The organism is Candidatus Accumulibacter sp. ACC007 (assembly GCF_907163205.1).
GTDB classification, from domain to species: Bacteria; Pseudomonadota; Gammaproteobacteria; order Burkholderiales; family Rhodocyclaceae; genus Accumulibacter; species Accumulibacter regalis.
This window is the reverse complement of record NZ_CAJQUD010000001.1, coordinates 1,979,356-2,001,253: the sequence shown is the minus strand read 5'-3', so window position 1 is coordinate 2,001,253 and position 21,898 is coordinate 1,979,356. Positions and strand designations below refer to the sequence as shown.

Genomic DNA, 21,898 nt, shown 5'->3' with positions numbered 1-21,898 from the left:
CGGCATCTGCCGTGCCCAGTCATGAATATCAGAGTGGCCACCTACAACATCCACAAAGGCGTCACCGGCATTCGCGGTCGGCCACGCATTCACGACGTACGCCAGGCTCTGCAGGCAATCGACGCAGACATCGTTTTCCTGCAGGAAGTCCAGGACTGTAACGAGCGCCTGGCACACCACCCCGACCAGCCGCTGGGAACCCAGCTCGAGTTCCTGTCATTCGGTGCCTACGCGCATCGCGCCTACGGCATGAACGCCGTCTACCCGCACGGGCATCACGGCAACGCCATTCTTTCGCGCCACCGCATCGTCAACTTCGTCAACCACGACATCTCCGACCACGTGCTCGAAAAGCGCGGCCTGCTGCACGCAGTCATGCGCGTGGGCCGTGGCCAGGGCACCGAAGTGCACCTCATCTGCCTGCACCTCGGGCTGATCAAGCGCAGCCGTGTTCGCCAGGCGACTTTTCTGGCTGATCTGGTGCAGCGCGAAGTCCCGCCGGATGCGCCGCTGATCATTGCCGGCGATTTCAACGACTGGCAGCAGCGTGTCGATGGCCTGCTGCGCGCCCGCCTCGGTGTCCAGGAAGTCGCCGTCGCGGCCCGGGCCGCATCACCTGCCAAGACCGTCCTCAACTGGCTGCTCACCTGGCGCAGCGGAAAGCATCCGAGCGCCGGCGTCTCGCGCACTTTCCCCAGTTTCGCTCCCTGGCTGACGCTCGACCGGATCTACGTGCGCGGTTTCGAGGTGCTCGACATGCACGTCCCCAACGGTCTGGCGTGGGCGCGCTGCTCGGATCATGCGCCGCTGATTGCCGAACTGAAACTCTGATCAGTCTGCTGGTGCGTGCGTCCTGGTGAACGCCGCTGCGCTGGCCGGCGACGTCGCCGTGCAGGAGTACTGAACGGTCATTGACTGGAAATCGGCGCCTTCGAGAAGCGGCGGGCTGTGCGATTGTGCACCGCACCAAAAATGGTGCTATAGTGGAATCTATTGATTGCCTGACCACGGCTTCCCAGAAGCTCCATGTATATCGTAGATGATCCCACCCTGGCATTGATTGCTCGTTTCCTGGGCGACGTTGCGCCTGAAGGCCGCGCGGATGAAGAGTTTTTCCGTCGCCAGTTCAGTGCCATCGAAGCCTACGTCGAGCGTTTCCCCGAGGACCAGCGCGACGCGCGAGCCCTGGAGTGGATCGAGACCAACGCCATGCACTATCGCCAGCAGTGGCAGAAGCAGACGGCGATCAGCACGCTGGCCCGTAGACGCTGTCCCGATTGCCCGCTGGCCGGCGGGAGCCAGGAAAAGCCTTGCGCCATCCATCGCCGCTGGCTGAAGCTCCTTGAGCGCTACGCCGCCGACGAGCTCTCCTCGCCTGAGTATGTGGAAATGAGCCTGGCGCTGTTGAATACGCACAAGAGCTGGCTGAAAGTGACGCGCTGCCACGTGCCCCTGAAATCCGGGTCCGTGACCGCCTTGTTCGCCGGCTGACCACGACCTGCGCGGCGACGCTGGCGGAGGTCGCTCGACGTGCAGCGCGGTCGAGCCAGAAGCTCCCGCCTATTTCCTTGTTCCGATACCAGTGCAGCGCTGCATTCTTGATCAGACTTTCAGCGACCCTGACAGCAGCGTGAAACCCGTGAGGTGGCTGAATTCCACCCGCTCCACACCGCTGCCCTGGTCGCCAAGTCCGCGCAACGCTTCCTCGCAATGACGTGCGGGCTGCTGTGGCGGCGCATTTTCGACGATGTTTTCAGCAAGCTGGACAGCCGCTTGAAACCATGTCGCCGCTGGAATTCTTAGGTTCCACACTGCGTGCAACACTAGGCTAGACCGCGGCTGCCGCCTCGCCACCGAGGGCGGCGAGCAGATCGTCGAGCAGTTGCGCGACTTCACCGCTCATCAGGGTGAAGTCGATGTCGAAGCGTTCGTCTTCGTTGTCCGCCTGGCCGTCGGCCTGCTCCTTGAGGATGTCGAGGAAGGCCAGCCGCTTGATCTGCAGGTTGTCGTCGAGAACGAAGGAGATGCGGTCATTCCAGGTCATGGCCAGACGAGTGACGACCTTGCCGGCTTCGATGTGCTGGCGGATTTCCTCGCCTTCCAGGCTGTGCTTGACGTAACGAACGGTCGCTTTTTCGGCCGAGCGCAGTTCGAGATCCTGGTCGAGCGTGAAGCCCGTCGGCGCTTCGCCGCCAGCGACCCAGCCGGTCATTGCCGCCGATGGTGACTGGATGACCTTGAGACTCTTGGCCGGCACGCCGTCGACCGACTTGCGCAGATGTTCGAGGAACTCCTCGGCTTTTGCCGGCGACGCCGAGTCGATCACCAGCCAGCCGTTGCCGCGGTCTATCCAGGCGAACGTGCTGCGCCGGCGCACGAAGGCACGCGGCAGCAGTTCGAGGGTCATCTCGTCCTGGATTTCGCGCATTTCCTTGCGCCCGATGCGGCGCCCTTCAGCATCCTCGATGGCTTTTGCCTTGTCGCTGGCAAAACGCTTGACGATCGACGCCGGCAGCAGCTTCTCCTCGACGCCGAGGGAGAGCAGCCATTGCTGGTTGACCGAGTGGATCAGAGCGCCGCCGTCACGTGGCGCCACCCAGCCGATGCTGCGTGGATCGGTCGCGCTGCACCCTTGCAGGGTCAGCCGGGCGAGCTGTTCTTCCAGCGCTGCAGGATCGACGGCCCACTGCTTGGGGAGGCGGTACAGATAAAGGTTCTTGAACCACATTGACGGACTCGCAATTGGGAAAAGGCGGCAATTATAGGCCGGAATCGGCGCCCAATTGCCGGCTCGACTCGGCACGCCTGCGGCTTTCCGGCCTGTCGGCGGGTCATTGCTGTGGCGACGGGGGCCGACGATGGGCGAGGGGGCGAGCAGAAGGCAAGGGCAGACCGGGCGTCGCCTGGCGGTCGCTGCGGCGCGGAGATGCTGACAGCGCCGGCGTGTCGCGGTTAGAATGCCGCACTGGCGTCGGCGCGGTTGGGCCGGCGTGCTTGCCGGGTCGCCATGTGGGTGCTTCGTGTTCGGGCATGTGCTTGACTTGGCGGCTGGCTGTGCCCAGGTGGCGAAATTGGTAGACGCAGCAGGTTTAGGTCCTGCCGCCGCAAGGTGTGGGGGTTCGATTCCCTTCCTGGGCACCAAATCACAGTCCGAAGCAATCCAGGATATGAAAAATAAGCCTTTATTTAAAAGGGTTTTGGCCTTTTTTTGTCCATGAAACGCAGTCCGTGGACCTCGATGGCTTGATCTCGACCAGCGAGCACAATCGCGAGCACTTCCAGAATATGGTGGCGTCGCTGATTCCGATTCTTTCGATGCTCACCAGTGACCCCCTGCACGCACTCCTGTCACCCGACTCCGAGCCGGGCCACGAGCGGCTGGTGACCGATATGTCGAAGATCATCCACGGAAATAAGGTGGTCTCCATCGGTCTGGCAGCGCTGGCTGACTCGACGGTGGGCAGCGCCATCGGCTCGATTCTGCTGGCCGATCTCGCCGCCGTCGCGGGCGATCGCTACAACTACGCCATCGACTCGCTGACGCCGGTCACTCTGTTCATCGATGAAGCCGCCAACCTGGAAATGCTGCGAAAGGAGTTGCGAGGAATGAGCCGCGGCGATCTGCTGATCATGCGGTGGACAAGGCTCTTTTATCCTGCCTATACTCTCCGAGCGAACCATGGCCAACTGCCGGAGAAAACGAGATGTTCAAGTACTACAAGGGGATCTTCAAGGACCTGCGCGATATGCAGGACAGGATGTGGCGGGAGAACTCCCCGGGTTTCGTGTTTCCACCTGATATGAACGAGTGGCAGCAACAGACCCTGGAGAATGTGAACAAACTGTTGGAACAGGCGGTCAGGCAGTCGCTGGATCTCCAGCGGGAATGGCTGGGTCAGTGGTCGGAGCGCGCCGGGGATCGAAAACTCAAGCCCAAGATGTTCGCCGAACTGAGTGGAGACGCGAGAAATTCCATGCAGAGCTGGCTCGACAACCAGAATCGGCTGTGGGACCAGTGGCTCCGCGTTCTCAGGGGCGGCGGCGGATCAGCCAATGTGCCGGATTTCGGAGATTGGGAAAAAGCCGTCCGGGCGTCTATCGAGCAGCAAATGGCCCTGTTGAATGATTGGTCCGAAATGGCGGACTTCAAGAAGCTTTCCATCGGGGAAGCGACGAAACTGTCCACTCAGATCCAAAAGTCCATGCTGAAGTCGATCGAGACCCAGCAACGGCTGTGGAGTCATTGGTTCGAACTCGGCGCCCTGGGGGAAACAGGGACGGTCGAGCAGGAGGCGGTTGACACGCAGACCGGCAAAGAGCAGACAAAAATGGGCGCCAGGGCCAAACAGGCCGCGGCAGAACCGGTCGCGTCGGAGGATGACCTCAAAAAGATCTCCGGGATCGGTCCGGGCCTGGAAAGGAAACTCAAGGGTGCCGGTATTGCCACCCTGAAAGCGATAGCGGAACTCAGTGACGAGGATATCGCGCGCCTCGAGGACCAGGTCATCCGGTTCTCAGGGCGCATCAAGCGGGAACAGTGGGTGGATCAGGCAAAAGCTCTCATTTCCTGAACAGGAACGGATGCTCAGCGACCCTTGGCATGCGCAGGATGTCCTGTTTCAGCGGGCCGGCGGTTTTGTTCGACCCAAGATGCAGCGGTCGAAGCTAGCCTTCGTGCGTGCCCGCAACAGGTCTTTTCTGTCGTTTCCTTCGCAGGGTGCGGCGAAGCATGCCCAGTTGGCGCGCGGTGCGCGGGATATTGCCGCCGTTCTCAGCCAGCATCCAGCACCTGTTGCAAATTGTTGCCGGCTGAGTAGATCCGCAGAGATCTGGCGGCATTAAATGGCGGCGAAATCTGGCAGGGATGAGCGCCAGCGTGAACGATAACAATCAGCGTCCGGTATTTGCTTCCAAGAGGGCGTTCGAAACGAGGCGCACTCCATCTGGACGTCGGCCTGAGCGGTGGTTGGCGGCGTATGGCGCGGACGGCCGGTATGGATCCGTGACCGGCCGTAGGGAAGGGAATAACGCCGAGCAACCCTGCCACCTGCGCGGCTGACCAACACCGCAACCGGCTTCAGCGGCACCCTCGTCCGCAACAAGGCAGATCCGAGCGAACTCGTTCTCGCCTTCCGCTCCACCGAATTCATCGACGACGCCGCGCGCGACAACGAAGCGACGAACAAGCTGGAGATCAACGACTTCGGCTTTGCCTTCGGGCAGCTGGCCGACAGGGATACGTGGAACGCCAAACTGAAAAGTGATCCCTCCTGCTTCCGGGCAAGAACGTCTCCGTCACCGGCTACAGCCTCGGTGGCCACCTCGCCACCACCGTCAACCTCATCCACCGCGGCGGCGGCGAGCAGGTGGTCACCTTCAACGGTGCCGGTAGCGGCAAGATCGGCGACGGCAGGCTGGATGGAGGACACCTACGAGAAGTTTTCGTTGGTGGTCGCGCGGTTCCAGGAACTGCGGGAGCAGGCCGCAGCGGTAAGCAATCTGGAAGGTCATTTCACCACCACCGAAGCCCTGACAGCCTACCGCGCCATTAACGCAGCGATGGCGGCCAATGGCGGCGCACCGACCGACAGCACGCTCGGCTGGACCCTCGTCGATGAGAGCCCAGGGATTCTGGAAGCGCGACCGAGAACCGAACTGCAATTGCGCGGCGACGCGCTAATCGCCGCCATAGAGGAGGACTCTGCGGCCAGCCCTGCCGTCGGCACGGGCGCGGGTGGAAACACCGACACCCGACGCAGTTGCAAGACGCCTGCTTCGAACAGCACAATCACGAACGGCTCAGCCGGATTCCCCGGTCTTGAAGCACGATGGAGGACAGCGCATGACTGCGCCGCTTGAAACGACCCCTGAAACCTCCACCAGCAGCAGAAGCTTCTGGAAGCGCAGCGCACTCGCCATCGGCGGCGTGATTCTCTTCCATGCCTTTTTCGACATCCCCGGCTTCTTCTACGAAAACCGCGGGTGGGATATTCCCGGCGACCCGGTGGAAAAGGCCGCCTACGACTACGCGCACAGCCTGAAGCTGCCGGATAGCGTGCCGCAGGAAGCCCCGTATTTCCCGTTCTGGTGGGCGCGCATCGTGGCTCTGATTCCCGGCGCACCTTCGGTGGACGAGGCCTATTTCCGCCACCTCTGCGAATACGAGGCCGGGGACTATGTGTTCAAGCGAGTGGAAGATGTTGAAGGCGTGTTCCAGTTGCGCCCCCGGGAGGCGATCTACGGAATGCCGATCGACTATGACCGCTACCGCATGGAGGAGCCGACGGGGGTCGGGGCCGGGGATACGAATACGCGGGGCTGGAAAGCCGCAGAAAGCCTCGTTCAACCCCCTATCGGCGTGTACGAGTTTCTGGAACAACCATCTTATGAGCACGAGGGTGCGGTGGTCCGCTACGTCAGGGGGCGCAACGATCACCCGCCCGACCGCTACAGGAACGGGGTTGACGCTTACAACAAGGAGTACGGCCTGCGCGACATCCCTTTCGTCGTCGTCCGGGAGGAGCACCGCCAACGCCGCGCCCGCTACGGCTTTACCTGGCGCGGCATCAAGCGAGCAAACGACCGACGCTATTCGATCGGCGCGGGTGAGCAGCTGATCGTCGACCTCGATACCAACGAAGTGCTGGCCGTCAAGCGGGCCTTCAAGATCAGTGGCAAGGTCAAGGACACAAAGTCTGGCATCTGGTGGGGGAACGCCCTGTGGTGTAAGGGCAAGGAATGGGAATACCGCTACCTCGTCCGAGAAGTGCTCAAGCCCGTTCCCGACCTGAACCAGCGCTTCTTCCGAGAATTCGTGACCACCGACAAATACAAGCCGGTTTCCAAGGAACCAAAGAAATGACGCCCGCGATCAAACAACTACTGGACTACGCCATCCTGCCATCGGTCGCGGAAAGCTATCTGGATTGCTGGGACGGATGGAGTGACGCAGGTGATCCGGGTTGTGAGGCTACCTGCTTGCGGTCAAAGGCAAGCAAGCGGCGCTGCTGGAAGCTTATAGTGGTCCCTGGAAATCAGACAGTGGTTTAAGCTGTGCTCCATCATAGGAGCGAGAAGCGATGAGTGAAGCCACGACGCGGAAGGTACATACGCCGGAGTTCAAGGCCAAGGTTGGTCTGGAGGCGGTACGCGGGGTAAAGACGATCAACGAGATTGGGCGGGAATACGGCGTGCATCCTGTGCAGGTGGGGCAATGGAAGAAGGCCATCCAGGAGAATGCCAAGACGCTGTTTGAAGGCAAGCGCGGCCCCAAGCCGGCGGCGGCGCACCGGGAGCCGGAGCTGTTGTACAGCGAGATCGGCAAGTTGAAGATGGAACTGGACTGGCTCAAAAAAAAGTCTGGGATCAGCCTGCCGTGATACGGCATGGGTGGATCGACCCAGGCGAGCCCGTCGCGGTGGTGCAGCAATGCGCTCTGGCAGGCTTATGCCGAGCCACGGTCTACGCGCAGCGCCGGCCGCCGGTGGTCGATGCCAACGATCTCGTCCACAGTCGGCTGATTGATGAGGAGTACACCCGGCGCCCGTTTTACGGTACGCGCCGGATGGTGATTTTCCTTGAGAAGGTGGGGCACACGGTCAATCGCAAACGCGTGCAACGGCTGATGCGACTGATGGGGCTGTCGGGCATGGCGCCGGGGCCGAACACCAGCCGTCCGCGCCCTGAGCACGCGGTCTATCCCTATCTGCTGCGCGGCGTTCCCGTGGTCAGACCCAACCAGGTGTGGAGCATTGACATCACCTACATCCGGCTGGCCCACGGCTTCGCCTACCTGGTCGCCGTGATCGACTGGTATAGCCGCAAGGTGCTCAGCTGGCGGATCAGCAACAGCATGGAATCGGTGTTCTGTGTCGATTGCCTGGAGGAGGCCCTGCGTAGCCACGGCAAGCCAGAAATCTTCAACAGCGATCAAGGCGCGCAGTTCACCAGTGAAGCCTTCACCGGGGTGCTGAAACGGGAAGGCGTCGTGATCAGCATGGATGGGCGGGGGCGCGTGTTCGACAACATTTTCGTCGAGCGCCTCTGGCGCAGCGTCAAGTACGAGGACGTGTATCTAAAGGGCTATGCCACGATGGGCGAATTGATGCTTGGCCTGACCGAGTATTTCGCCTTCTACAACGCTGAGCGTCCGCACCAGTCGCTGGGCAACACGGCACCCGCCGTCGTCTATCGGAACGGCATCGGTGGCGGGGCGTTGATCCTCGACAAGTTTGGCGGCGCGGGTGGGGCATCGCCTGTTCCGCTACGCTCCACAGGCGATGCCCCACCCGCAAAAGCAAAGTCAACGACAGCATCAAAAGCAGAGTCAAAGGCAACACCGGGGCAGCGCCGTCCAGCTGCTAGCGAAGTCAAATGCACAACTTAAACTGAGTTGATATTTGTCTTGACTAAGGGGACCACTTTAGCTATCCAGACTGATTTCATTGATCAATACCAGCCGGAAGCCGTCGACTGCCACCGCCAGGCCCACAAGTCCGGTGGTCGAATCGCCGGCCAAATCGCCTCGGACCAGTCCGCAAAAGGGACCGTCGACCTTGCCGATTGGCCCCAGTGCAAGACCATCGGCCGTATCGACTCACTGCGCAAGGTCGGCGACAAAGAGTCGGGACGGGAGCGGCGTTACTACATCAGCTCGCGCGATTGATCGCTGAACAACGGGCTGTAGCCGCCCGCGCCCACTGGGGCGTGGAAAACCAGCTTCACTGGATCCTCGACGTCAGCTTCGGCGAGGACGGAAACACCATCCGCAAGGACAACGCGCCGCAGAATCTCTGGCGCCTGAAGAAGATCGTTCTCAACATGGTCCGCCTGGATACGACCAACAAGACCAAAGCCAGCTTACGCCTGAAGCGCAAAGCGGCTGCTTGGGATGACGATCTCCGGATGAACATGCTGCGGCTCTCGAAGCGATGACATCCGAGTTCGGAGGCCCCGGCGAGTACCCGAGTCACAGCCCTTCCAGGATGAACAGCGTCCTGTTGGCCGACTGCAGGCTGATCTGCAGAACCTCCTGGTATTCGTCGGAATGGTAGAAGCTTTCCGCGTCGGCGGCCGAGGGGAATCGGATCAACACCATGCGTGTCGGCGCCCAGAGCTTGCTCTCCTTGACCGTCAACTGCCCACCTCGGGCAATGTATTCGCCGCCATATTTCTCCACCAGTGGCTTGGCCTTCAACTTGTAGATTTCGTACATCTCCGGATTGGTGAGCTCCGTATCAACTACCAGATATGCAGCCATGCTTTCTCCCATCAGAAGTGATGTCTCGCCAGCACTACGGAAATCCTGCCGGGCAGGGCGCTGGCGGAAACGAGAGGGCTTGCCGCGCTTGCCTCCGCGCCCCGCTCTCGGCAGGCGGATCAGGCCTTGCCGTTTTTCATGTGATCTTCGTTCAGGCGATTGGCCTGTCGGACGGCAGGGCGCGCTCCCAGCCGTTCGACATAGTCTTCGAATACCGGGCGCTTCTCGATCGTGCCGAACATCATGCCCCAGCCAAGCTGCGACGCGGCATACACATCGGCGGCGGTGAACTGCTCGCCACACAAGTAGGGTCCGGGCAGCAGCGCCTGCTCAAGGGCATCAAGCGTCTCGCCGTAGCTGCCGAAACCGACGAACCGCTCTTCCCTTCAGGCACTTGCCAGTCGAGTGTGCGGGCGGTCACCGCGAGTTCGAGCGGTCCCGCGGCGAAGAACAGCCAGCGAAAATAGGCGGCACGCGCTGGGTCCTGCGTTGCAGGACTCAGCGCCTTCTCGGGGAAACGATCGGCGAGGTAGGAACAGATAGCCGCTGCTTCGGTGACCAGCGCGGCGCAGTGCCTGAGCGCGGGCACCTTGCCCATTGGGTTGATCGCGAGGTATTCGGCGCTCTTCATGCTCGGCCCGAATTCGAGCCAGACCGTTTCATAGGGCTGCCCGATCTCCTCCAGCATCCAGTGGGCGATGCGGCCGCGGGATTGCGGATTGGTGTAGAAAACCAAATCACTCATCTTCGCTTTTCTCCTTGGGTTGATGGCACGCGAGCTGGGCTCAGGCGTCCTTGGCTAGGCGCAGGCCCGAGAACTGCCAGCGCGCGGCCGGGGGAAAGAAGTTGCGGTAGCTCCCGCGGCTATGGCCGGCCGGCGTCGCGCTGCTGCCGCCACGCAGCACCAGCTGGCCGACCATGAACTTGCCGTTGTACTCGCTGGCCGCGCCGCACAAGGGCCGGAAGCCCGGATAGGGGTCGTAGGACGAGCGCGTCCACTGCCACAGTTCACCGATCATCTGCTTGATCGCTGACGCGCCGTACGCGGCCTCCCACTCGAACTCGGTGGGCAGACGCGCGCCGGCCCACTCGGCGTAGGCGGCAGCCTCGTAGAAACTGAGATGGGACACCGGCGCGCTGGTGTCCAGGGACCGCACACCGCGCAGGCTGAATTCCTGCCATTCGGCAGCTGCTGCGCGCGTGTCACCGGGCGAGATCCAGTACGCAGGCGCCTGCCAACCCTGCGCCTGCACCATCGCCCAGCCATCCGAGAGCCACAGCGCCGGGCGCTGGTAGCCCCCATCGGCGACGAACAGTGCGTACTCGCCGCAAGTCACCAGGCGATCGGCAATCCGGAACGGCGGCAGCAATACCTGATGCCGCGGCGTTTCGTTGTCGAAGGCGAAACCCTCACCCGCATGACCGATCGGCGTAACACCGCCCGGCATCGGCAACCAGCGCATCGCGGGCACCTCTGCCGTCGGCGGCACGCTCGAAGACACGGCGCGCCGGTACGCCGGCAGCAGGGGGTTGCACGACAGCGCGTGCAGGATGTCGGTAAGCATCAGCTCCTGATGCTGCTGCTCGTGGTTCAGACCCAGCACCAGCAGCGGCGCGGCACCTTCCCAGGCAGCGGCGTCGACGTCGGCGATCAGCGACAGCACCGCGGCATCGACGTGCTCGCGAAAGGCATGTACTTCGCCAAGCGAAGGGCGGGTCAGCAGGCCGCGCTGCGGCCGCGGGTGGCGCGGACCCAGCGACTCGTAGTAGGAGTTGAAGAGATGCGCGAAGCGCTTGTCGAACGGCCTGTAGCCGACCGCAAATCGCTGCAGGACGATGGCTTCAAAGAACCAGCTGCTATGCGCGAGATGCCACTTCGTCGGGCTGGCGTCAGGCATCGACTGAATGCACTGGTCTTCGGGTGACAGCGGTGCGGCCAGCGCCAGGCTATGCGCGCGGACTTCGCGGTAGCGCCGCGCGAGGCGCTCGCGCAGCGAATAACCTGCGGAATATGCTGCCGTTGTGGATGGCGCTGACGGGGGCATCGGGCAAGTCTCCCAAGTATGGCCACAACATGCGCAACGCGCGTGGCCTGCTCGCATGTCGGACGTGGAGGTTCTCGATTCATTACAGCACAAAAGCGGAATCCCTGCCCCGCACGGGGTGCCGAACAACGGCCGTCACCGGTCGCTGGGCCGCCGTCCGTACGCTTTGTCGCTTCGAGCGGACATTCGGCGGCCACGGGTGACGGGCTGCTCGTCGGCCACTGCGGTCATTGGGGGCATGCGCCTTGAACGTCGGCTGTGCTGCGCATTGCCGCCGTTCGACCGGGCTCGCGGAAAAAATCGGGGCCGGCGACTCCGGGTGACCGCTTACTGGAGAACGCTACTCACCCTTTCGACCCTAACCGGTCACTGCAACGTCGAGTCGAGACGACCGCAAGCGGACACTGGCAACGATCGCGCTGTTGGAACGTATCGCCGGTGAGCGATTTGTTCGCAAGCAGCGAGCGCAAGCCGCCATCACTGGACAAAGATTCGAGCGCGCGATTCAAACGCCCAGACGCTCGACAACATAGTCAAGAAAATTCCGGATCTTCGGCGAGTAGCGTCTGCCGGGAACGTAGAGGGCGTTGATGTCCTGCGCCGGCAGGCCGGCTCCTGGCACCACTTCGACCAATCGGCCAGCCTCGAGGTCGTCACGCACGAATGTGTCCGGGACCAAGGCAACGCCGGCACCCTGGCGCGCAGCCGTTGCGAGCACCTCGGGATCGTTCGACCAGAGCGCCAGCCTGGTGGGACGGATGCGCTGCCGCTTGCCCGCTGCATCGAACAGCTCGGTGCTACCGTTCACAAGCGCATGGCGAAAGTCGAGAAGGTCATGACGCGCCAGATCATGCAGCGTGCGCAGCGGCGCCCGTGCGCGGAGGTAGTTCGGCGACGCACACAACAGCACGCGGTCGCGTGCGAGCCGCCGTGCCGCCAGCGTGTCGCTTCCCGGGTCGCCGACGCGGATTGCGACGTCGGCTTCGTCAGCGAGCAGGTCGACGCGTCGGCTCGATAGATCCAGCTCGATCGTCACCGCTGGGTGACGCTCCATGAACTCTGGCAGCATCGGTGCGATGACGCTACGGCCGAAGGTCGTCGGCGCGGCGATGCGAAGTCTGCCTTCGATCGCCCGGGTCACGTCGACCAGCCCGTTGAGCGCTTCCTCGATCGTCGCCACCGGCGCCGACACCTTCAACAGCAGATCGCGTCCTTCCTCGGTCAGAGCGAAGCGGCCTGCACCCCGGTGCAACAGTCGCTGACCGATGGCTGATTCGAGCCGCTGAAGCCGGCGCGTCACCGACGCCTTCGATTGCGCCGACGCGCGCGCCAGCGCCGCGAGGCTGCCCAGCTCGACAGCCTGGAGAAGAAGCCGCAGGTCGGACAAGGCGATGTCCGGGGTTGCGGATATTGCAACGGGTCGTTCCATCTACTACCTATGGTGTCATAAACTGAAACGTCCTACCATAATTACTCTTTCAAGGACACGTCATGAAGGCAGCCCGCATTCAATCGTTCGGACCGGCCGATGCCCTGCGCATCATTGAGACCGACATGCCGGTGCTCGCCCGTCCCTGCGACCTTCTCGTACGGGTGGTCGCCAGCGGCGTCAACGCCATCGAATGGAAGATCCGCAGTGGCGCGACGGGTCGCACGCCGAGTACGTGCTCATCGATGCCGCCCAGCTCGCCATCAAGCCGGGGTCGTTGTCGTTCGAACAAGCCGCGGCCGTACCGATGACGGCGCCGACCGTACGCTTGATTACCGCGCGGAGCGGTTCGAGGACGCCGGCGCGTTCGATCTCGTGTTCGACTTGGTCGGTGGTGAGACACAGACGCGATCTTGGTCCGTTCTGGACCGCAGCGGTTTGCTCGTCTCGATTGCCCAACCGCCCGACGCAGCGAAGGCGCGCGCGAAGAGCGCTTCAGGCCGCTTTGTCTTCACCAAGCCGCGCGGTGCGGTGCTGGCCGAGATCGACGCGTTGATCGAGGGCGGCCGCCTCGTGCCGCTCGATGTGGCGCAATGGCGCCCGCTCGAGGAAATCGCGTCGCTACACGCCGCAGGCGAAGCCGGCAAGAGCCTCGGCAAGACCGTGCTTGCCATCGGTACGGCCTGACTCTGCAACCTGTCCAACTCAAGGAGACTTCATGCAACGCTTCAATCTCAACGACACAGCCGTGATCCTGATCGACCATCAGGTCGGCACCAACACCTGGGCGAGCTCGACGCCACTTGCGCTGCTGCAGCGCAACGTCATGATCCTGGCGCGCTTCGCCGCCGGTACCCAGATGCCAGTCGTCCTAACGTCAAGCCAGGAGACGAACATCGACGTGCAGGGACCGCTGATGCCCGAGCTGCAGCAGGCTCTCCCTGAAGCATTTGCGGCGCGGATCAAGCGCGTCGGCGTCGTCAACGCCTGGAACGACCCGGCTTTTGCCGAGGCCTGCCGCGCCACCGGCCGCAGGAATTTGGTGATGGCAGGGGTGACCACCGACGTCTGCATGGTTGCGCCGGCCATCAGCGCGGTCGAAGAAGGCTTCGACGTCCAGGTCGTCTGCGATGCCTGCGGATCCTCGAACGCGATCGCCGAGGAGATGTCCTATCGCCGAATGGAGCGCGCCGGCGTTCGCCTGACGAGCACCAATGCGATTGTTGCCGAGCTGGTGAAGAACTGGGCGACGCCTGCGGGTGCGGTTGCGTTTCCGTTGCTAACCTAAGACCGTTCACTGTCGCCTTCTGTGGAGATCGCCATGCCAAAGCCCACCGTCCTCTTGATTGGTCTGCAGCCGACGCTCATCAACTATTCCGATCCCGCCTACGCCGCGTTTCCCGGCATGACGGCGGAGAGGGTGCAGGCCGGCCTCGACAAGGACGTCGCCGCGCTGAATGGTCTCGGCTACGCTGCTGAGCTGTGTCTGGTCGACTTCGGGGAGACGGCCGAGACAGTCTTGCGCCAGCGCTTCGAAAGCCAGTCCTACGACTGCGTTCTCGTCGGCGCGGGAGTGAGGCTGATCGCTAAGAACACGTCGCTGTTCGAGAAGCTCATCAACGTCGTTCATGAACGAGCGGGTACAGCCAAGCTGTGCTTCAACACCGGACCGACCGACTCGGCAGACGCCGTCAGGCGATGGATTCCCAACGCATAGATGGCTGGCGCTTCTCTCCCTCGTTCAGATAGCCGCATCGGCTCAAGCGCTGAAGAAATAGCGAGTTGCCAGGAAGCAGACCTTCTCTGCCGACAGCTCGTGGCCGGGACCACCCTGTGAGCGTTGCGGTCCAAAGTTGCCGTTGCCAAAAACGTTGTTGAGGCCAACGGCCGCCTACTGGCACTCCTGCGAACTAACCCTCCCGGCCATGAACTGCCGTTCCTCCGTCCACTGACGTGGACGTTTGATTAGCGGCAATTCGCTCATAGTCACCACTCAACGCTGAGATGTAATGGAGACTAGATGTTGTCAAGATTGACAACGAACATTTGGCGATGTCATGATCGCCAACATGAAGGCAACCCTCATCACTGAATTCAAGGATGTCTCCGAAGACGATAGCATCATTCAGATGGTTGTTTGGCGCCTGCCTGTACCCGTGCCGCCAACGGCGCATGGCTTCAAGTACCGGCTCGTGTATGTCGTCGATGGAGCCCGTGTCGTCGGCTTTGACAACGAGAGAGGCAAGGGCGATCACTGCCATCTTGACGGCAATGAGTTTCCCTATCGCTTCTCTACGATCGATCAGTTGATCGAGGACTATAGTGGTCCCTGGAAATCAGACAGTGGTTTAAGCTGTGCTCCATCATAGGAGCGAGAAGCGATGAGTGAAGCCACGACGCGGAAGGTACATACGCCGGAGTTCAAGGCCAAGGTTGGTCTGGAGGCGGTACGCGGGGTAAAGACGATCAACGAGATTGGGCGGGAATACGGCGTGCATCCTGTGCAGGTGGGGCAATGGAAGAAGGCCATCCAGGAGAATGCCAAGACGCTGTTTGAAGGCAAGCGCGGCCCCAAGCCGGCGGCGGCGCACCGGGAGCCGGAGCTGTTGTACAGCGAGATCGGCAAGTTGAAGATGGAACTGGACTGGCTCAAAAAAAAGTCTGGGATCAGCCTGCCGTGATACGGCATGGGTGGATCGACCCAGGCGAGCCCGTCGCGGTGGTGCAGCAATGCGCTCTGGCAGGCTTATGCCGAGCCACGGTCTACGCGCAGCGCCGGCCGCCGGTGGTCGATGCCAACGATCTCGTCCACAGTCGGCTGATTGATGAGGAGTACACCCGGCGCCCGTTTTACGGTACGCGCCGGATGGTGATTTTCCTTGAGAAGGTGGGGCACACGGTCAATCGCAAACGCGTGCAACGGCTGATGCGACTGATGGGGCTGTCGGGCATGGCGCCGGGGCCGAACACCAGCCGTCCGCGCCCTGAGCACGCGGTCTATCCCTATCTGCTGCGCGGCGTTCCCGTGGTCAGACCCAACCAGGTGTGGAGCATTGACATCACCTACATCCGGCTGGCCCACGGCTTCGCCTACCTGGTCGCCGTGATCGACTGGTATAGCCGCAAGGTGCTCAGCTGGCGGATCAGCAACAGCATGGAATCGGTGTTCTGTGTCGATTGCCTGGAGGAGGCCCTGCGTAGCCACGGCAAGCCAGAAATCTTCAACAGCGATCAAGGCGCGCAGTTCACCAGTGAAGCCTTCACCGGGGTGCTGAAACGGGAAGGCGTCGTGATCAGCATGGATGGGCGGGGGCGCGTGTTCGACAACATTTTCGTCGAGCGCCTCTGGCGCAGCGTCAAGTACGAGGACGTGTATCTAAAGGGCTATGCCACGATGGGCGAATTGATGCTTGGCCTGACCGAGTATTTCGCCTTCTACAACGCTGAGCGTCCGCACCAGTCGCTGGGCAACACGGCACCCGCCGTCGTCTATCGGAACGGCATAGGTGGCGGGGCGTTGATCCTCGACAAGTTTGGCGGCGCGGGTGGGGCATCGCCTGTTCCGCTACGCTCCACAGGCGATGCCCCACCCGCAAAAGCAAAGTCAACGACAGCATCAAAAGCAGAGTCAAAGGCAACACCGGGGCAGCGCCGTCCAGCTGCTAGCGAAGTCAAATGCACAACTTAAACTGAGTTGATATTTGTCTTGACTAAGGGGACCACTTTAGACTTCATCAAGGAAGTGGATAAACGGAGAACGCGATGAGCAAACGCAGACTGGCAATCACGCTAGGTTCAGACTGGCGAGCGGCCCTGCGCCAGGCTGGACAGGCGGCAGCGACAGCCTCGACCTATCAGGGAGAGACCCTGAACTTCGAAACGCCGGCAGCCTTCTTTGGAAGGTTGACCCAACGGCGCTGGGCCATCGTGCAGGCCTTGCAGCACGACGGCGGCACGGTCGGGGTTCGCGAACTTGCACGCCGTCTTGGGCGTGACGTGAAACGTGTGCACGAGGATGCAGCAGAACTCGTTACATTGGGGCTGATCGAGCGCACCGAGGCCGGCGCCTTGCGCTGTCCGTTTTGTGACATCCATGTCAATATGCACATGGCTACGGCAGCCTGAGCATTTGGCGCCGGGCGGGTTACGGCCATTATGCATAGTTCCCAGTTATGAACAGTTGGCCCACCGCAATGGCTGAATCGGCCTGTCCTTGCTCCTAATCTGAAGCGTTGACGAGCCTTGGGCTGGACATAAGTCCGGCGCAGGAGCAGCACGGTAACTCCTCTTCCGGATAGGAGATTTAAAGTGGTCCCCTTAGTCAAGACAAATATCAACTCAGTTTAAGTTGTGCATTTGACTTCGCTAGCAGCTGGACGGCGCTGCCCCGGTGTTGCCTTTGACTCTGCTTTTGATGCTGTCGTTGACTTTGCTTTTGCGGGTGGGGCATCGCCTGTGGAGCGTAGCGGAACAGGCGATGCCCCACCCGCGCCGCCAAACTTGTCGAGGATCAACGCCCCGCCACCTATGCCGTTCCGATAGACGACGGCGGGTGCCGTGTTGCCCAGCGACTGGTGCGGACGCTCAGCGTTGTAGAAGGCGAAATACTCGGTCAGGCCAAGCATCAATTCGCCCATCGTGGCATAGCCCTTTAGATACACGTCCTCGTACTTGACGCTGCGCCAGAGGCGCTCGACGAAAATGTTGTCGAACACGCGCCCCCGCCCATCCATGCTGATCACGACGCCTTCCCGTTTCAGCACCCCGGTGAAGGCTTCACTGGTGAACTGCGCGCCTTGATCGCTGTTGAAGATTTCTGGCTTGCCGTGGCTACGCAGGGCCTCCTCCAGGCAATCGACACAGAACACCGATTCCATGCTGTTGCTGATCCGCCAGCTGAGCACCTTGCGGCTATACCAGTCGATCACGGCGACCAGGTAGGCGAAGCCGTGGGCCAGCCGGATGTAGGTGATGTCAATGCTCCACACCTGGTTGGGTCTGACCACGGGAACGCCGCGCAGCAGATAGGGATAGACCGCGTGCTCAGGGCGCGGACGGCTGGTGTTCGGCCCCGGCGCCATGCCCGACAGCCCCATCAGTCGCATCAGCCGTTGCACGCGTTTGCGATTGACCGTGTGCCCCACCTTCTCAAGGAAAATCACCATCCGGCGCGTACCGTAAAACGGGCGCCGGGTGTACTCCTCATCAATCAGCCGACTGTGGACGAGATCGTTGGCATCGACCACCGGCGGCCGGCGCTGCGCGTAGACCGTGGCTCGGCATAAGCCTGCCAGAGCGCATTGCTGCACCACCGCGACGGGCTCGCCTGGGTCGATCCACCCATGCCGTATCACGGCAGGCTGATCCCAGACTTTTTTTTGAGCCAGTCCAGTTCCATCTTCAACTTGCCGATCTCGCTGTACAACAGCTCCGGCTCCCGGTGCGCCGCCGCCGGCTTGGGGCCGCGCTTGCCTTCAAACAGCGTCTTGGCATTCTCCTGGATGGCCTTCTTCCATTGCCCCACCTGCACAGGATGCACGCCGTATTCCCGCCCAATCTCGTTGATCGTCTTTACCCCGCGTACCGCCTCCAGACCAACCTTGGCCTTGAACTCCGGCGTATGTACCTTCCGCGTCGTGGCTTCACTCATCGCTTCTCGCTCCTATGATGGAGCACAGCTTAAACCACTGTCTGATTTCCAGGGACCACTATAATTACCATGCCCAAGATCCCCTCCTTGCATCTGACGCTGCGAGGCTGGTTGCTCAATGGTCCGCTGGCCGCGTATGTGCCGGCCTACCGCGAACGACTGGAGCGCGGCCGCTACGCATCCAGCACAAGCCAGCGATGTCTGAACGCCGTCTCACACTTCGCTCACTGGATGTCGCTGTGCCGATTGCCGGTGGCCAAGCTCGACGAGAGCCGCATCGATCAATTTCTCCAGGAGCACCTGCCACACTGTGGTTGCAGAGCGCCGGTGATGCGGCATCCGCGCGAGGCACATGCTGCCTTGATGCCCCTGCTGGCCATCCTTCGCCAGCGCGGCGTGATCGCTGACTTGCCGACGGCGTCGGGTCCGATCGCCGAAGAACTGAGTCACTACGACGCTTACATGCTCGATACCCGCGGGCTGGCGAGCGGCACCCGTTCCGTCCGACTGCGGATCATCGAGCGGCTACTGGTGCACAAATTCGCAGGCCGCCCTCTGGATCTGCGCAAGCTGCGGCCGGAGGACATCCGCCGCTTCGTCGGCGAGCAGTTGGAGCTGCGCAACACGATCAGCAACGCGGTGACCATCAACGCCGCCGTGCGTGACTATCTGCGCTGGCGCTCCACTTGCGGCGATCCGGTGCAAACGCTGCTGGGCGTCATCGCCTCGCCCGCCAACTGGGCTCATGCGTCGCTGCCGCAAGCGCTGCAGCCCGATGAGGTCGGCCGTGTCCTGAGCTCATTCAGCCAGACGCTGCGCTCGCCCAAGCGCGGCTATGCGGTCGTCCGCTTGGCGCTTGATCTGGGCCTTCGTTGTATCGAGATCAACCGGCTGCAGTTGGACGACATCGACTGGCCGCACGGCACGCTCACGCTGAGGCGGACGAAGTCTCGCCGCCAGGATGTCCTGCCGCTGCCGGTACTCACGGGCAAGGCGCTGGAGGCCTACCTGCGGCATGAGCGACCGGCTACCAGCAACCGATCCCTGTTCGTACGCTGCATAGCACCGCACGATGCGCCGGTGAGCGTTCATGCCATCCGGCGGGTGATCCGCGACGCCTTCAGCCGTGCCGGTATCCCGCATGGCCGGGCACACGCGCTGCGCCACACCTTGGCCTGTCGGCTGGTCAACAGCGGCGGCTCGATCAAGGAAGTCGCCGACGTGCTGCGCCACCGCTCGCTGAACACCTCTCTCATCTACGCGAAGACCGATCGCGTTGCCTTGGCTGAAGTGGCGTTGCCCTGGCCCGGGAGCGCAGCATGAGCGCGCGCATATCCCTTCCCGAGCGGATCGCGGAGTACCTGGCCGAGCGGCGTCGCCTCGGGTTCGAACTTCATTACATGGGTCAAGCGCTCGGCCGGTTCGCGCGCTATGCCGAGGCAGCCGGTCACCGCGGGCCGCTCACCGTCGAGTTAATGGCTTCCTGGGCGCGTCAGGCCAAGGGTGGCCAAGGTGATCGGGGTACGGCGACTCGCGCTTTACGTCTGCTCAGGCCGTTTACGCGCTGGCTGCAGCAGTTCGAGCCGGCCACCGAGGTGCCCGATGAGGCGACCTTCGGGCCGGTCCCGGGCCGGCTGACCCCACACATCTTCCGCGACGAGGAGGTCGAGGCGTTGCTCGAAGCGGCCGGGCAGGTCGGGCCGCCACTGCGTAGTGCCGTCATGCGGACGTTGTTCGGGCTGATCGCCTGTACAGGTCTGCGCATCTCCGAAGCCCTGGCACTGGTCAACGCGGATGTCGACCTCAAGGTCGGCTTGCTGACCGTCCGCTGCAGCAAGTTCGGCAAGTCGCGGCTGGTGCCGCTGCACCCCAGTGCAGTGGCCGCCCTGTGCGCTTACCGCGGTGAGCGGACGAAGTATGTGCCTGCCGATCCTGAAGGGCGGTTCTTCATCGCCACCCGCGGCCGCCGTCTCGGCCGGGCGCTCAGTGATCGGCAGGCACACCGCATCTTCGATCAGCTGCGCCGGAAACTGGGCTGGGTCTCCCGCGGCGGCCACGGTGCGGCGCGCATCCACGATCTGCGCCACAGCTTTGCGGTGCGCCGCCTGTTGCGCTGGCATGAGCAGGGCGAGAACGTGCACGAGCACATGCTGGCGTTGTCGACCTACATGGGCCACGCCAAGGTCTCCAACACGTACTGGTACCTCACGGGCACGCCCGAACTCCTGCAAGTGGTGAGCAGGCGCTTCGAGCACTTCGTCGATCCGTACGAAGCCGAGGAGGACGACGATGGTTAAGCCCGATTCAGTCCAGGCGCCCAGCTTCGCGGCCCTGGTACAGGCGTTCTTCGCCGAGCACTTGCAGCAGCAGCGGGCGATGAGCCCACGCACAGTTGCCGCGTATCGCGATGCCTTCTTGCTGTTTCTGAACTTCGCCCAGGTGCGGCTGCGCAAGCAGCCTACCGAGATCCGGCTCGAGGAGATCACGCCGGGGCTGATCTTGGCCTTCCTCGACCACCTCGAGTGCGAGCGCGGCAATGCGGTGAGGAGCCGCAATGCCCGGCTGGCGGCGCTGCGCGCGTTCCTGAAGTTCGCCGGTCGGCGCGACATGAGCGCCTTGCATGCCGTCGAGATGGCGCTAGCCGTGCCGATGAAGCGTTTCGAGCGGCCGATGTTGGGCTTCCTGACGCGCGAGGAGATGCTGGCGATCATCGGCAAGCCGGACGAGTCCTGGACAAGCCAGCGCGACCACCTACTCATCAGGATGCTCTACAACACCGGCGCCCGGGTCTCCGAGATCATCGGCGTGACGCTGGCCGACGTGGTGCTTGACGGTGCAGCGTGCGTGCAACTGCATGGCAAAGGGCGCAAGCAGCGCACGGTACCGCTGTGGCGATCGACGGTGAAGCAGATTCGGGCGTGGCTGCGACTAAACCCGCAGCTGCAACCAACATCGGCGCTGTTGCCCAACCGCGATGGCCACGCCATGACGCGTGGCAACGTCACCCAGCGCCTCACACTCGCCGTCAAGGCCGCGACTGTAGCGCAGCCGCAGCTTGCCAAGCGTCGGGTCTCCCCGCACCTCATCCGCCACACGACGGCAATGCACCTCTTGCAGTCCGGCGTAGACATCAGCGTCATCGCGCTGTGGCTGGGGCACGAGAGCCCGACGACAACTCACCTATACGTCGAAGCTGACCTCGCGATGAAGGAGCAGGCCCTGGGGAGACTGCAGGAACCAGACGCCGCGATCAGGCGCTACAAGGCACCCAACTCGTTGCTCGAGTTCCTGAAGACCCTGTAATTATGCGCAGGCCGCAGGTATCGTACACCGACCCTGTGCTCGTGCGATGCCGCGGCCCGCACCGCAACTGGTCATAACTGGGAACTATGCATAATGGCCGTTATGGATAGATGTTCATAACGGCCAGGAAGAGACGTAAGGGCGGCGAAAAAACGCCCGGCGTGAACGTCGGCTAACTGATCCGGAACCCGCCGCCCGGCTCTGTTCGCTGT

At 62.4% G+C, this 21,898-nt stretch carries 22 protein-coding genes, 1 tRNA gene and 5 pseudogenes; 20 read left to right on the top strand and 8 right to left on the bottom strand.

What is annotated here, in order from left to right:
- Positions 1 to 21 precede the first annotated feature (21 nt).
- Both QZ634_RS08665 and QZ634_RS08660 read left to right on the top strand, forming a co-directional pair.
- The gene (locus tag QZ634_RS08665) at positions 22 to 831 is read left to right on the top strand and encodes an endonuclease/exonuclease/phosphatase family protein (protein ID WP_291987262.1); all 810 of its coding nucleotides are present in this window, start codon (positions 22 to 24) and stop codon (positions 829 to 831) included.
- A gap of 195 nt (positions 832 to 1,026) precedes the next feature.
- On the top strand, positions 1,027 to 1,491 hold the full coding sequence (locus QZ634_RS08660; RefSeq protein ID WP_291987260.1) for a hypothetical protein: 465 nt from the start codon (positions 1,027 to 1,029) through the stop codon (positions 1,489 to 1,491).
- A gap of 337 nt (positions 1,492 to 1,828) precedes the next feature.
- Here QZ634_RS08660 and QZ634_RS08655 read toward each other — a convergent pair whose 3' ends face one another.
- Entirely contained in the window at positions 1,829 to 2,728 is a 900-nt protein-coding gene (locus QZ634_RS08655; RefSeq protein ID WP_291987258.1) for a recombination-associated protein RdgC, read from the bottom strand.
- A gap of 328 nt (positions 2,729 to 3,056) precedes the next feature.
- Between QZ634_RS08655 and QZ634_RS08650 the strand changes: the two genes are divergently transcribed.
- The 3 genes from QZ634_RS08650 (at position 3,057) to QZ634_RS08640 (ending at position 4,571) form a co-directional block, all read left to right on the top strand.
- Positions 3,057 to 3,141, top strand: a tRNA-Leu gene (locus QZ634_RS08650).
- A gap of 102 nt (positions 3,142 to 3,243) precedes the next feature.
- The gene (locus QZ634_RS08645) at positions 3,244 to 3,804 is read left to right on the top strand and encodes a hypothetical protein (protein ID WP_291987256.1); all 561 of its coding nucleotides are present in this window, start codon (positions 3,244 to 3,246) and stop codon (positions 3,802 to 3,804) included.
- Positions 3,705 to 4,571, top strand: coding sequence for a helix-hairpin-helix domain-containing protein (locus QZ634_RS08640; RefSeq protein ID WP_291987254.1), 867 nt, complete (start codon positions 3,705 to 3,707; stop codon positions 4,569 to 4,571). Before QZ634_RS08645 ends, QZ634_RS08640 begins: the two co-directional genes overlap by 100 nt.
- A gap of 94 nt (positions 4,572 to 4,665) precedes the next feature.
- Here QZ634_RS08640 and QZ634_RS08635 read toward each other — a convergent pair.
- Positions 4,666 to 4,782, bottom strand: a pseudogene (locus QZ634_RS08635) (helix-turn-helix domain-containing protein); the annotation flags it as partial.
- 56 nt (positions 4,783 to 4,838) lie between these two features.
- Positions 4,839 to 5,429 carry a hypothetical protein gene (locus tag QZ634_RS08630; protein WP_291987252.1) on the bottom strand — a complete coding sequence of 197 codons (591 nt, stop codon included), beginning with the start codon at positions 5,427 to 5,429 and terminating at the stop codon, positions 4,839 to 4,841.
- Between QZ634_RS08630 and QZ634_RS08625 the strand changes: the two genes are divergently transcribed.
- The 5 genes and pseudogenes from QZ634_RS08625 (at position 5,419) to QZ634_RS08610 (ending at position 8,934) form a co-directional block, all read left to right on the top strand.
- Positions 5,419 to 5,859 (top strand): hypothetical protein, encoded by a 441-nt coding sequence (locus tag QZ634_RS08625; protein WP_291987250.1) that lies wholly within the window; start codon positions 5,419 to 5,421, stop codon positions 5,857 to 5,859. The two genes, QZ634_RS08630 and QZ634_RS08625, sit on opposite strands and share 11 nt — an antisense overlap.
- Positions 5,843 to 6,862 (top strand): hypothetical protein, encoded by a 1,020-nt coding sequence (locus QZ634_RS08620; protein ID WP_291987248.1) that lies wholly within the window; start codon positions 5,843 to 5,845, stop codon positions 6,860 to 6,862. The genes QZ634_RS08625 and QZ634_RS08620 overlap by 17 nt, the downstream gene beginning before the upstream one ends.
- A gap of 217 nt (positions 6,863 to 7,079) precedes the next feature.
- Positions 7,080 to 8,242 (top strand): annotated as a pseudogene (locus QZ634_RS08615) (IS3 family transposase); the annotation flags it as partial.
- A gap of 162 nt (positions 8,243 to 8,404) precedes the next feature.
- Positions 8,405 to 8,665 carry a hypothetical protein gene (locus tag QZ634_RS21535; RefSeq protein WP_366145383.1) on the top strand — a complete coding sequence of 87 codons (261 nt, stop codon included), beginning with the start codon at positions 8,405 to 8,407 and terminating at the stop codon, positions 8,663 to 8,665.
- Positions 8,572 to 8,934, top strand: a complete 363-nt coding sequence (locus QZ634_RS08610) for a transposase (RefSeq protein WP_366145370.1) — start codon at positions 8,572 to 8,574, stop codon at positions 8,932 to 8,934. The genes QZ634_RS21535 and QZ634_RS08610 overlap by 94 nt, the downstream gene beginning before the upstream one ends.
- A gap of 34 nt (positions 8,935 to 8,968) precedes the next feature.
- Here the strand turns inward: QZ634_RS08610 and QZ634_RS08605 are convergent, their stop codons facing one another.
- From QZ634_RS08605 to QZ634_RS08590, 4 genes and pseudogenes are all read right to left on the bottom strand, one after another.
- A complete protein-coding gene (locus QZ634_RS08605) occupies positions 8,969 to 9,259 on the bottom strand; it encodes a DUF1330 domain-containing protein (RefSeq protein WP_291987246.1) in 291 nt (96 codons plus the stop codon).
- Positions 9,260 to 9,378: 119 nt separating this feature from the next.
- A pseudogene (locus tag QZ634_RS08600) lies at positions 9,379 to 10,004 on the bottom strand (glutathione S-transferase family protein).
- A 40-nt stretch (positions 10,005 to 10,044) separates the two neighbouring features.
- On the bottom strand, positions 10,045 to 11,304 hold the full coding sequence (gene egtB / locus QZ634_RS08595) for an ergothioneine biosynthesis protein EgtB (RefSeq protein WP_291987244.1): 1,260 nt from the start codon (positions 11,302 to 11,304) through the stop codon (positions 10,045 to 10,047).
- A gap of 505 nt (positions 11,305 to 11,809) precedes the next feature.
- Positions 11,810 to 12,733, bottom strand: a complete 924-nt coding sequence (locus tag QZ634_RS08590; RefSeq protein ID WP_291987243.1) for a LysR family transcriptional regulator — start codon at positions 12,731 to 12,733, stop codon at positions 11,810 to 11,812.
- A gap of 62 nt (positions 12,734 to 12,795) precedes the next feature.
- Between QZ634_RS08590 and QZ634_RS08585 the strand changes: the two genes are divergently transcribed.
- The 7 genes and pseudogenes from QZ634_RS08585 to QZ634_RS08555 all read left to right on the top strand — a co-directional run bounded on the left by QZ634_RS08585 (position 12,796) and on the right by QZ634_RS08555 (position 16,858).
- Positions 12,796 to 13,044 carry a hypothetical protein gene (locus tag QZ634_RS08585; RefSeq protein WP_291988118.1) on the top strand — a complete coding sequence of 83 codons (249 nt, stop codon included), beginning with the start codon at positions 12,796 to 12,798 and terminating at the stop codon, positions 13,042 to 13,044.
- The gene (locus tag QZ634_RS08580; RefSeq protein ID WP_291987241.1) at positions 12,941 to 13,420 is read left to right on the top strand and encodes a zinc-binding dehydrogenase; all 480 of its coding nucleotides are present in this window, start codon (positions 12,941 to 12,943) and stop codon (positions 13,418 to 13,420) included. The genes QZ634_RS08585 and QZ634_RS08580 overlap by 104 nt, the downstream gene beginning before the upstream one ends.
- Before the next feature lie 61 nt (positions 13,421 to 13,481).
- Positions 13,482 to 14,021, top strand: a complete 540-nt coding sequence (locus QZ634_RS08575; protein ID WP_366145369.1) for an isochorismatase family protein — start codon at positions 13,482 to 13,484, stop codon at positions 14,019 to 14,021.
- Between the two features lie 33 nt (positions 14,022 to 14,054).
- Positions 14,055 to 14,450 (top strand): hypothetical protein, encoded by a 396-nt coding sequence (locus QZ634_RS08570; protein WP_291987237.1) that lies wholly within the window; start codon positions 14,055 to 14,057, stop codon positions 14,448 to 14,450.
- A gap of 340 nt (positions 14,451 to 14,790) precedes the next feature.
- Positions 14,791 to 15,102, top strand: a complete 312-nt coding sequence (locus tag QZ634_RS08565; RefSeq protein ID WP_291987235.1) for a DUF6516 family protein — start codon at positions 14,791 to 14,793, stop codon at positions 15,100 to 15,102.
- 12 nt (positions 15,103 to 15,114) lie between these two features.
- Positions 15,115 to 16,277, top strand: a pseudogene (locus tag QZ634_RS08560) (IS3 family transposase); the annotation flags it as partial.
- Positions 16,278 to 16,495: 218 nt separating this feature from the next.
- Positions 16,496 to 16,858 carry a hypothetical protein gene (locus QZ634_RS08555; RefSeq protein ID WP_291987233.1) on the top strand — a complete coding sequence of 121 codons (363 nt, stop codon included), beginning with the start codon at positions 16,496 to 16,498 and terminating at the stop codon, positions 16,856 to 16,858.
- A 362-nt stretch (positions 16,859 to 17,220) separates the two neighbouring features.
- On the opposite strand, the pseudogene QZ634_RS08550 reads toward QZ634_RS08555, so the two are convergent.
- A pseudogene (locus tag QZ634_RS08550) lies at positions 17,221 to 18,383 on the bottom strand (IS3 family transposase); the annotation flags it as partial.
- Positions 18,384 to 18,452: 69 nt separating this feature from the next.
- On the opposite strand from QZ634_RS08550, the gene QZ634_RS08545 reads away from it, so the two are divergent.
- The 3 genes from QZ634_RS08545 to QZ634_RS08535 are packed head-to-tail and all read left to right on the top strand — an operon-like array spanning position 18,453 to position 21,686.
- Positions 18,453 to 19,706 carry a site-specific integrase gene (locus tag QZ634_RS08545; protein WP_291985049.1) on the top strand — a complete coding sequence of 418 codons (1,254 nt, stop codon included), beginning with the start codon at positions 18,453 to 18,455 and terminating at the stop codon, positions 19,704 to 19,706.
- Positions 19,703 to 20,680, top strand: a complete 978-nt coding sequence (locus QZ634_RS08540) for a tyrosine-type recombinase/integrase (protein ID WP_291985051.1) — start codon at positions 19,703 to 19,705, stop codon at positions 20,678 to 20,680. The genes QZ634_RS08545 and QZ634_RS08540 overlap by 4 nt, the downstream gene beginning before the upstream one ends.
- Positions 20,673 to 21,686 carry a tyrosine-type recombinase/integrase gene (locus QZ634_RS08535; RefSeq protein WP_291985053.1) on the top strand — a complete coding sequence of 338 codons (1,014 nt, stop codon included), beginning with the start codon at positions 20,673 to 20,675 and terminating at the stop codon, positions 21,684 to 21,686. Before QZ634_RS08540 ends, QZ634_RS08535 begins: the two co-directional genes overlap by 8 nt.
- The last annotated feature ends 212 nt before the right edge of the window (positions 21,687 to 21,898 follow it).